The following is a 9931-nucleotide window of genomic DNA, read 5'->3' as shown; positions in this document are numbered from 1 at the left end:
AACGCCACATTGCCGCGCGCACGCGGGCGGGCCAATGCAACAGGTTCATCCAGCGTGATGCGGCCATCTTCGATCAGCACCACTCGATCGGCCAGCGCAATGGCTTCCTGCACGTCATGCGTAACCAGCAAGGCCGTGAAGCCGCGCTCCTGCCACAATGATTCGATCAGCTGCTGCATCTCGATCCGCGTCAATGCATCCAGCGCACCCAGCGGCTCATCGAGCAACAGCAATTCCGGATCGTGCACCAGTGCACGCGCCAATGCGACGCGTTGCCGCTGGCCGCCGGACAGCACTGCCGGCCATTCACCGGCCCGGTCTTCCAGGCCGACCTGCTTCAATGAATGCAGGGCCTGTTCTTTTTTCGGCAAGCCGAGCGCCACGTTTTCCAGTACGTGCTTCCACGGCAACAGCCTTGAATCCTGAAACATGATGCGCGTCTCCGGTACGGCCTTGCCATCGCCGAAAACCAGTTCACCGTGATTGGCAGTTTCCAGTTCCGCGATCAGGCGCAACAAGGTGCTTTTACCGCAGCCACTGCGACCGACAACCGCGACGAACTCGCCCGGCTCCAGTGTCAGGTCGACCGATTTCAATACATCGCGACCGTTGTATTCCTTGAACAGGCTTTTGACCACAACGCGTATGCCGCGCTTCGCCGATGCCTGCACGCTCTCTTGTTCGATTTTATAGCTTTGCATGATGTGCTTTCTTAATGACGATAGCCGGGATGCCAGCGCAGCCAGTAACGTTCCAGCAAACGCGACACTACATCGGCCAGTTTGCCGAGCAAGGCATACAACAGGATGCCGACCAGCACCACATCGGTTTGCAGGAATTCACGTGCATTCATCGTCATGTAGCCGATGCCGGATTGCGCCGAAATGGTTTCCGCCACGATCAGCAGCACCCACACCAGGCCGAGTGAAAAACGCACGCCCACCAGGATCGACGGCAATGCGCCCGGCAGGATCACATCGCGATACAAGGACCAGCCGGACAAGCCGTAGCTCTTCGCCATTTCGATCAAGCCTTTATCAACCGAACGTATGCCATGAAAAGTATTCAGGTAAATCGGAAAAAACACGCCAACCGCCACCAGAAAAATTTTCGATGTTTCTTCAATGCCGAACCACAGGATCACCAGCGGAATCAGGGCCAGCGCCGGAATGTTGCGGATCATCTGCAAGGTGGTATCAAGCAGGGTTTCTGCCGTCTTGAATGTGCCGGTCAGCAAGCCGAGCAGCAAGCCGAGTCCGCCGCCAACGGCGAAGCTGACAGTGGCACGCCACAAGCTGACTTTGACGTGCACCCACAATTCGCCAGACTCAGCCAGATTCCACGCTGCTTTGGCAACTGCAAGCGGCTCCGGCAGAATACGACTGGAAAGCCAACCGGTTTGCGCGGCGATCTGCCATACGGCAATCAGCAGCACCGGCACGATCCACGGCACTACGCGCGACCAGGACGATGAACGCCATATGGAGGCTGGCTTGCGAGCCGGAATATTGTTCGTAACAGAAGTTGAAAGAACGGCACTCATGCTTGCACTCCCTGGCTCTGCGAAACCTTGGGCAGAATATCGTTGGAAATCACTTCACCGAACGGACCGGTCAATGCGACCTCGTCAGAACGCACCTTGCCTTTATTCAGCAACGGGAACACCAGTTCGGCAAAGCGGTAGGATTCTTCCAGATGCGGATAGCCGGACAGGATGAAAGTTTCGATGCCAAGATCGGCATATTCCAGCATCCGCGCTGCGACCGTTTGCGGATCGCCGACCAGTGCCGTCCCTGCACCGCCGCGCACCAGCCCGACACCGGCCCACAGATTCGGCGATACTTCCAGCTTGTCCTTCTTGCCGCCGTGCAGCGCAGCCATGCGGCGCTGGCCTTCGGAATCCATCTTTGCAAATGAGGTTTGCGCACGTGCAATCAGATCGTCATCGACGTACTGAATCAGTTCGTCGGCAGCTTTCCATGCTTCCTCACTGGTTTCACGCACGATCACGTGCAGGCGTATGCCGAACTTCAGCGTGCGGCCATGCCTGGCTGCCCGTGCGCGCATGTCGGCAATTTTTTCCGCAACGGCGGCCGGCGGCTCGCCCCAGGTCAGATAGACATCAACCTGCTCGGCCGCTAGTTCGTGCGCTGCATCCGACGAGCCGCCGAAGTACAGCGGTGGATACGGTTTTTGCACCGCCGGATACAAGGTCTTCGCGCCCTTGACCTGTATATGCTTGCCCTTGAAATCGTAGCCGCCGCTTTCATTGCCGACACCTTCGCCGGCCAGCGATGCACGCCATACTTTCAGGAATTCATCGGTGATTTCATAACGTTCGGAATGGCTTGCGTGCAAACCGTCCGCTTCCAGTTCAGCCTGATCGCCGCCGGTGACGACGTTGATCAGCAAGCGCCCTTTCGACAGCCTATCGAAGGTAGCGGCCATGCGTACCGCCAAACCCGGCGTGCTCAAGCCCGGGCGTATCGCCACAAGAAATTTCAGCTTGCTGGTTGCACCTATCAGGCTGGCTGCCGCCACCCATGCGTCTTCGCATGAACGGCCAGTCGGCAGCAGCACGCCGTCGTAACCAAGCGTGTCGGCGGCAACTGCGACCTGTTTCAGATAATCGAAATCGACCTGGCGTGCACCTTTCGACGTGCCGAGATATCGACTGTCGCCATGCGTAGGCAAAAACCAGAATACATTCAAACTCATGCTGTCATCCTTTAAACACGATAGAGTCGTCACGACTGTTAAGCGTGACGGGCAGGCCTGCTACGTCAATGCTTCGCGGCCAGCACCGCATCCTTGACGCTGATTTTTTTGGGGATCAGTTTCAATTGATAAAACGCATCGGCGATCTTTTGCTGTTCGGCGATCACCTGCGGCGTCACCGGTTTGACGCCATATGAAAGACGCTTCGTCGCAAGCTCAACGGTGGCCTGATCCAGTCCCGTTTGCGCTGACAGCACTTTGGAAACTTCCGCCAGATTCTTGCTGCTCCATTGATCGACCTTGTCGAGCTCATCCAGCACGATGGAAATGATCTTGGGATTTTTCTCGGTATAAGTGCGCGATGCGAGGAAGAACTGATGATTGGCAACCAGACCTGTGCCATCGGCCAGCACACGTGCTTTCAACTGTATTTCTGCAGCGGCCTGGAATGGATCCCAGATCACCCATGCGTCTATGCTGCCGCGTTCAAATGCAGCCCGCGCATCGGCAGGAGCGAGGAAAATGGTTTCGATATCCTTGTAGGCTAGGCCGGCTTTTTCCAGCGCCCTGACCAGCAGATAATGCACGTTGGAGCCTTTGTTCAACGCGACTTTTTTACCTTTCAAATCCGCGACTGTTTTCAGTGGCGAACCCTGAGGAACCAGAATTGCCTCGCTGGCTGGCGAAGGCGGCTCGCTCCCGACATAGACCAGGTTGGCCCCGGCAGCCTGCGCAAAAATCGGCGGCGCTTCGCCGGCAGTGCCGAAATCGATGCTGCCTACATTCAAGCCTTCCAGTAATACCGGGCCGGCAGGAAACTCCGTCCATTTCACTTCCACGCCTTCAGCCGCCAGACGTTTTTCCAGCGAGCCGCGACCCTTCAAAATCACCAGCGTGCCGTATTTCTGATAGCCGATGCGCAATACGTTTTTTGCCTGTGCGGTCGCCAGCCCCGGCAAACCGGCCGTCAGTGCGCCCACTGCGGCGGCAGATAAATATCCCAGCGTGCGACGCTTGGCCTGACGCTTGTCGTTTGCATTGCTCATGTCATTTTCCTTTACACAAATTTTGAGAAAAAGAATCCCCGCCGGCGCAAGGCGCCGATTTTTTCGGGGAGAGATATTCTTTGAAACCGGCCTGCTGCCAGGCCACTTGAGTTATCCGAGAACTACACGCTACATCGCACGCTGGAAAACGGAATTGAAGCGAAGGTATTCAGCGCGACTTCATTCAATGCAGACAGGCTGCCGGAAAGATTTTCTATACCATCTCTGACACGTTTCTCTATCGCCGGGTCCAGCGTCAAACCCAGTTCGGCCGACCAGTTGATTTGCAAATCCGTCGCGTAAATGCTGGGCAATACATGTTTCGCATCCAGTGCCGACAAGACCGGACGCAAACCGTAATCCAGCGCCAGCATATGCGACTGACTGCCACCGGTAGCCAGCGGCAATACCAGCTTGCCGCGCAAACCATCCTGCGGCAGCAAGTCGAGAAAAGTCTTGAGTATGCCGCTGTACGCTGCCTTGTACACTGGAGTGGCAATCACGACTGCATCCGCCTGTGCGACCTGTTCTCTTGCCGTTTTTAATGCCGCATCATTGAAGTCTGCATGCAGCAGCGCTTGTGCCGGTAGATCACGCACATGCAGTTTCACGTAGCGATGACCGAGCAATGCCAGCTTCTCGCCAACGTGATGCAGCAGGCGGGTAGACCGCGACGGTGTGGATGGACTACCCGCGAGCAGCAAGATATTCATTTTCTATTCCAGGGAAAGGCACAGATTATTTTTTGCCTGGTTGATAGATCTGGTCAAATACGCCGCCATCAGAGAAATGCTTCTTCTGTGCTGCAGTCCAGCCACCCACATCGGCAATCGTGTACAGCTTCAACTTTGGAAATTGACCTGCATATTTTTTCGCCACTTTTTCATCGATGGGACGGTAGTAGTTTTGCGCTGCAATTTCCTGGCCTTCGTTTGAATACAGATATTGCAGATAGGCTTCAGCCACTTTGCGTGTGCCGCGACGATCGACAACCTTGTCCACTACAGCAACTGGCGGTTCAGCCAGGATACTGACCGAAGGCGCGACGATTTCAACCTTGTCCGGGCCGAGTTCCTTGATCGCCAGGATGGCTTCGTTTTCCCATGCCAGCAAAACATCACCTATGCCGCGCTCGACGAAAGTCGTGGTTGATCCACGTGCGCCGGAATCCAGCACCGGTACGTTCTTGTACAGTTTGGAAATGAAGTCGCTTGCGGTCGCTTCGCTACCGCCCGGTTGTTTCAATGCGTACAGCCATGCGGCCAGATGGTTCCAGCGTGCGCCGCCCGATGTTTTCGGATTCGGCGTGATGACGGCTACGCCCGGCTTGACCAGATCGTTCCAGTCCTTGATGCCTTTGGGATTACCCTTGCGCACCAGGAACACGATGGTCGAGGTGTAAGGCGAGCTATTGTGCGGCAAACGTTTTTGCCAGTCTTTGGCGAGCAGGCCTTTATCGGCGATGGCATCGATGTCATACGCCAGTGCCAGCGTCACCACATCTGCTTCCAGGCCATCGATGACTGCACGTCCCTGTTTGCCCGAACCGCCATGCGATGCTTTCGCCTTTACGTCGTCGCCGGTTTTTGTTTTCCATTCTTTCGCGAATGCCTTGTTGAAGTCCTGATACAACTCGCGCGTTGGATCGTAAGAGACATTCAACAACGATACTTCTGCTGCATGTACGGCTGGTGCAATCAGTGCGATTGCAAAGGCGGTGCCTATCAATTTTTTGAGCAACATTTTCTTTCCCCTTGGGCGTTTCGTTTCTGAGGATTGAAGATTAAATTGCTGCAAAAAAAAACGACACGAATTGTTTCATCCTTCCTTATGCGTTTTACGCATAAAGATTTTTTATGACTCTTCAAAAAACATGGTTCTTCATGCCAAAAACGTTTAGCGCATGCCTGCGCATAAGCTCATGCGCAGAGTGGTGAGCGACACGAAAATACATTCGACTAGTCGGATGAAATCCATTGAATGCAACACTGAAATAAAAAACTGCCATAAGCAAAGATGCTTATGGCAGCCTGTATAAACATTTGTTATTAGCTTATTCCATCATCAGCGAACGAAGCGCTTCGTTCACAGCAGAGACCTTCATGTCCCTGCAAACAAGGGCCATAAAATAACCAGCCAGGTTGCGGCAGCCAGCATCAGTGTCAACAACACCGCAGCACTGCCAAAGTCTTTCGCATTCTTCGATAGCGGATTGCGCTCCAGCGAAACACGATCCACTACCGCCTCTATCGCCGAGTTGATCAGTTCCACAATCAGCACCAGCACAAACACGCCTATCAGCAGTAATTTCTCCCATGCTGCGACGGGCAACAACAAGGCTGCAATGGTCGCAATCACGACAACAAATAATTCCTGGCGAAAAGCATGTTCGCTGCGCCATGCAGCTTTGAAACCTGCCATGGAATAACCGAAGGCAGAAAAAATACGCTTCAGGCCGCTCTTGCTTTTAAATTCGCTCACTGCTGGTTCTGGATCGATCATGCGATTTGAGGTTGGTGTATGGGTGTGCGCGATTATCGGCGCAACAGTGCATGGGCACAAGTGAATAGGCAGGATGCCATTTGCCTCGTGAATATCGCGTTAAACAGCATGTTACAGCGCCGCACGAAAACGCAAAAATTACACGGATAAAGCGCGGCAAACTTTTTTCATCTTTCACAATGTGATATAAAGACTGGACTGCATAGCATAAGTCAAACATGAAAACAGATCATCCTGCAGAGACGGACAAAACCTCGATACAAGTCATAGAGCGCATGGTGTCGCTACTGGATGCACTCGCGACCTACCCCGACCCGGTCAGTTTGAAAGAGCTTTCCCGCGTTACCGGCCTGCATCCCTCCACTGCGCATCGCATCCTGAACGATCTGGTCCTCAAGCGTTTTGTCGATAGATCCGAGCCCGGCACGTACCGCCTCGGCATGCGTTTGCTGGAACTGGGAAATATCGTCAAAAGCCGCTTGAGCGTGCGCGAAGCAGCACTGGACCTGATGCGTCACCTGCATCGCAAAACCAATCAAACCGTCAATTTGTCAGTACGGCAAAACGATGAAATCATCTACATCGATCGCGCCTTTTCCGAACGTTCCGGCATGCAGGTCGTGCGCGCCATCGGCGGCCGTGCGCCACTGCACCTGACCTCGACAGGCAAACTTTTCCTGTCGATAGACGAACCAAAAATGGTGCAGGCCTACGCAAGTCGCACCCACCTGGTCGGTCACAACAAGAATTCGATTACGGATTTGAACAGGCTGGAAAATGAATTAAGCCTGGTGCGTGCGCACGGCTATGCGCGCGACAATGAGGAACTGGAACTGGGAGTGCGCTGCATGGCAGCCGGCATTCATGACGATACCGGCAAGCTGATTGCCGGCCTGTCGATTTCTGCGCCGGCCGACCGCTTGCAGGAAGAGTGGCTGGATGATTTGATGCGCACTGCACGGGAAATATCGGTGGCGCTCGGTTATATCGGACATGAAACGACATCAGGCAATTAATGTCCGCTACTGGCGGCAATAAAAAAGGCGAACCCCGGTTCGCCTTTTTTATGATCGATATATTGATAATCAATCTATCTCAACCCTCTATCCTGCGATTGCTGCGCGCAACGTTCTGCGGCTCCATCGTTTCCAGCCATTTGCGGATACGTGTCGCATCACCCAGACGCGACAGCTTGCCCTTGGAATCGAGGAAGATCATGACGATAGGTCGTCCGCTGATATTGGCTTGCATTACCAGGCAACGACCCGCTTCGGAGATATAGCCGGTTTTCTGGAGGCCGATTTCCCAATCAGGGCTGCTGACCAAACGATTTGAATTTGCGTACTGAAGCGCGCGTCCGCCCGGCTCCACCACATATTTCGAGTCAGTTGAATACTGACGAAGAATTGGATGGTTGTACGCCTCTACGACCAATTTCGCCAGATCCCGCGCGCTCGCCACGTTGTTGCTCGACAAGCCGGTCGAATCAACATAATGCGTCCCGGCCATGCCCAGCGATTTTGCCTTGGCGTTCATTGCCGCGACAAAGGCGCGCAGCCCACCCGGATAATGACGACCCAGCGCAGAGGCAGCACGGTTTTCCGAGCTCATCAAGGCAATGTGCAACATGTTCGCGCGCGACAATTGCGAACCCACGCGCAAACGGGATGAACTGTTTTTCTCGCGATCGATATCTTCATCGGTCACTTCCAGGATTTCATTCATGTCCTGCTTCGCTTCCACGACCACCAGACCAGTCATCAGCTTGGTAATCGAAGCGATCGGCAGCGTGACATTCGCATTTTTCTCGAACAGCACTTCGGAATTGGATTGATCCATCACCAGCGCCACGCTGGATGCCAGCGCCAGCGCATCACGCGTCATGCTCAAACCTGCGATATCGCCGGCCGTCATCACCGGTGGTACTGTTGGAATCACCGGCTGCGCGACGCGTTGATAGATAACCCTGCGCTTGCCGTTTACCGTCACCACTTTCTTGACCAGCTTCTCATCGGAATTCAGTGAAGCACTGCGTGAGCGGGATGTTTTGACGGATGCCGTCTTTGCATTGCTGCGTTTAACCGACTTGGAAGATGCGTGTTTGGATGATGCAGATGATTTGCCGCTGGCTTTGTGCGCAGCAGTATTTTTCGATGCTGTTTTACGCTTTGCGCTTGATGCCGCTTTGCTTGGTGTCGCTTTGCTGGCAGTTGTTTTTTTCGCCGAACTGGTGACTGGCTCTTTCGCCTGTGCAATGGGGGCGTGAGCGATCACTAATAAAGAAAAAAACACCCCTAGCGCGGACTTAAGCATCTGCGAGTCTCCAATTGGTACAGAAATGATGGATTGCAGTGTAGCAAATATCGTGAAATGTGCAAGAGAATTAGATAGTTAGCAGCATTCATTAATCTGCTTTCTAACTGAAGATGTTTTTTTGATCACAAAATTGCAACATTTTATTGGCCTGTCAAACAAGCAAGACGGCCCTTCAGACAGATGCATTTCAGCTATTTTCTGACAACAAATACAACACCTATCACGGCAAGCAACATACCGGCTGCTCCGATCAGACTGAAAACCTCGCCGAATGCCACCCACGCCATCAAGGCTGTTGTGGGTGGCGTCAGATAAAGCAGGCTCGTGACCTGCGTGGCAGCGCTCTTGCGTATCAATGTGAAGAGCAGAAAGATCGAACCTATCGACAAGGCCAGGCTTGCCCACAGCAAGGCGCCAATGAAATTGGGCGTCCACTGCACTGTCTGCAATGCGGGCGAAAAGTCTTCCAGCCAGATTGCCAGCGGCAGCACCACGACACTGGACGCGGCAAACTGGATGATGGTGCCGGTACGCAAATCGAAATGCGGGCAATAGCGTTTTTGATACATCGTGCCGACCGTAATCGACAGCAAGGCCATCACGCACAGTGCAATGCTTTGCCAGCTCAAACCGGTCAATGTGATTTTATTGGCAACCACCAGCGCCACGCCACACAGGCCGAACACCAAACCTAGCCATTGCCGCCCGCGCACCTTTTCACCAATCAGGGGAGCGGCAAATGCAGTCAGCACCGGCTGCATGCCGACGATCAAGGCCGACAAACCGGCCGGCATCCCCAACTTGATGGCACACCAGACACCTGCCAGATAACCGGCCTGCACCAATACTCCCGCCACTGCGATATGACGCATGCTGCCCAAGGGCCACGGTGCGCGCAGCAGCAAGACCAGCGGTAACAGGACAATCAGCACGCCAAGGAAGCGCAACAATAAAAACGTCAATGGCGGCGCATATGGCAAACCGAATTTTGCAACGATAAAACCCGTACTCCAGATCAGCACGAAGAAAAAAGGCACCAAAGGCATGGTGGCCAGCCAGGAGCCGGCGGTGTTTTTGAGAGAACTCATTGAATCGTTATTGATCGTTGACATGAATCTGCGAAAAGAGGCGCATTAATGCAACATTGCGCTGAAGCAGCTAGTGTGCGGCGCAAACCATCAACGCGTGTTGAATTTTTTGCAGCTCACAGCAATGGCTTATGCAAGGCCGCCATCTTGCCCAGCCCTCAAACAGGCCATGTTCCGACACTCTTGATTCAGGCGCGAATTTTATCGTTCGGATGATAAATATTTCTTTTGTGCATCGCAACAAATTTATCTTGACATGGA

The 9931-nt window shown here is 53.8% G+C and carries 10 protein-coding genes; 1 reads left to right on the top strand and 9 read right to left on the bottom strand.

The genetic code is table 11. The annotated features are described in order from the left end of the window. The 7 genes from ABWP27_RS04015 to ABWP27_RS03985 all read right to left on the bottom strand — a co-directional run. A partial coding sequence (locus ABWP27_RS04015) for an ATP-binding cassette domain-containing protein (RefSeq protein WP_353153687.1) occupies positions 1 to 701 on the bottom strand: 701 nt, incomplete at its 3' end. Between the two features lie 11 nt (positions 702 to 712). Continuing rightward, the gene (gene ssuC, locus ABWP27_RS04010; protein ID WP_353153684.1) at positions 713 to 1543 is read right to left on the bottom strand and encodes an aliphatic sulfonate ABC transporter permease SsuC; all 831 of its coding nucleotides are present in this window, start codon (positions 1541 to 1543) and stop codon (positions 713 to 715) included. Then, positions 1540 to 2712 (bottom strand): FMNH2-dependent alkanesulfonate monooxygenase, encoded by a 1173-nt coding sequence (gene ssuD, locus ABWP27_RS04005; RefSeq protein ID WP_353153690.1) that lies wholly within the window; start codon positions 2710 to 2712, stop codon positions 1540 to 1542. The genes ssuC and ssuD overlap by 4 nt, the downstream gene beginning before the upstream one ends. Before the next feature lie 71 nt (positions 2713 to 2783). After that, on the bottom strand, positions 2784 to 3764 hold the full coding sequence (locus tag ABWP27_RS04000; protein ID WP_353153682.1) for a sulfonate ABC transporter substrate-binding protein: 981 nt from the start codon (positions 3762 to 3764) through the stop codon (positions 2784 to 2786). A 122-nt stretch (positions 3765 to 3886) separates the two neighbouring features. Further along, positions 3887 to 4477, bottom strand: coding sequence for an NADPH-dependent FMN reductase (ssuE, locus tag ABWP27_RS03995; RefSeq protein ID WP_353153680.1), 591 nt, complete (start codon positions 4475 to 4477; stop codon positions 3887 to 3889). Positions 4478 to 4502: 25 nt separating this feature from the next. Further along, positions 4503 to 5507, bottom strand: coding sequence for a sulfate ABC transporter substrate-binding protein (locus tag ABWP27_RS03990; RefSeq protein WP_353153677.1), 1005 nt, complete (start codon positions 5505 to 5507; stop codon positions 4503 to 4505). Positions 5508 to 5864: 357 nt separating this feature from the next. Beyond that, entirely contained in the window at positions 5865 to 6266 is a 402-nt protein-coding gene (locus ABWP27_RS03985) for a diacylglycerol kinase (protein ID WP_353153674.1), read from the bottom strand. A gap of 218 nt (positions 6267 to 6484) precedes the next feature. On the opposite strand from ABWP27_RS03985, the gene ABWP27_RS03980 reads away from it, so the two are divergent. Beyond that, entirely contained in the window at positions 6485 to 7282 is a 798-nt protein-coding gene (locus ABWP27_RS03980) for an IclR family transcriptional regulator (protein ID WP_353153672.1), read from the top strand. 79 nt (positions 7283 to 7361) lie between these two features. Here the strand turns inward: ABWP27_RS03980 and pbpG are convergent, their stop codons facing one another. Beyond that, entirely contained in the window at positions 7362 to 8579 is a 1218-nt protein-coding gene (gene pbpG / locus ABWP27_RS03975; RefSeq protein WP_353153669.1) for a D-alanyl-D-alanine endopeptidase, read from the bottom strand. Positions 8580 to 8773: 194 nt separating this feature from the next. Next, positions 8774 to 9670, bottom strand: coding sequence for a DMT family transporter (locus ABWP27_RS03970; RefSeq protein WP_353153666.1), 897 nt, complete (start codon positions 9668 to 9670; stop codon positions 8774 to 8776). Between the last annotated feature and the right edge of the window lie 261 nt (positions 9671 to 9931).

The organism is Herminiimonas fonticola, from assembly GCF_040395855.1.
Classification (GTDB): domain Bacteria; phylum Pseudomonadota; class Gammaproteobacteria; order Burkholderiales; family Burkholderiaceae_D; genus Oxalicibacterium; species Oxalicibacterium fonticola_A.
Note: the sequence above shows the minus strand (reverse complement) of the source record. Positions and strands in the feature narration are given on the sequence as shown.

Excerpts from the sequence above, each read along its gene's own strand:
- ssuC (WP_353153684.1), bottom strand. The coding sequence starts at position 1,543 with ATGAGTGCCGTTCTTTCAACTTCTGTTACGAACAATATTCCGGCTCGC.
- ABWP27_RS04000 (WP_353153682.1), bottom strand. The coding sequence starts at position 3,764 with ATGAGCAATGCAAACGACAAGCGTCAGGCCAAGCGTCGCACGCTGGGA.
- ssuE (WP_353153680.1), bottom strand. The coding sequence starts at position 4,477 with ATGAATATCTTGCTGCTCGCGGGTAGTCCATCCACACCGTCGCGGTCT.
- ABWP27_RS03990 (WP_353153677.1), bottom strand. The coding sequence starts at position 5,507 with ATGTTGCTCAAAAAATTGATAGGCACCGCCTTTGCAATCGCACTGATT.
- ABWP27_RS03985 (WP_353153674.1), bottom strand. The coding sequence starts at position 6,266 with ATGATCGATCCAGAACCAGCAGTGAGCGAATTTAAAAGCAAGAGCGGC.
- ABWP27_RS03980 (WP_353153672.1), top strand. The coding sequence starts at position 6,485 with ATGAAAACAGATCATCCTGCAGAGACGGACAAAACCTCGATACAAGTC.
- pbpG (WP_353153669.1), bottom strand. The coding sequence starts at position 8,579 with ATGCTTAAGTCCGCGCTAGGGGTGTTTTTTTCTTTATTAGTGATCGCT.
- ABWP27_RS03970 (WP_353153666.1), bottom strand. The coding sequence starts at position 9,670 with ATGAGTTCTCTCAAAAACACCGCCGGCTCCTGGCTGGCCACCATGCCT.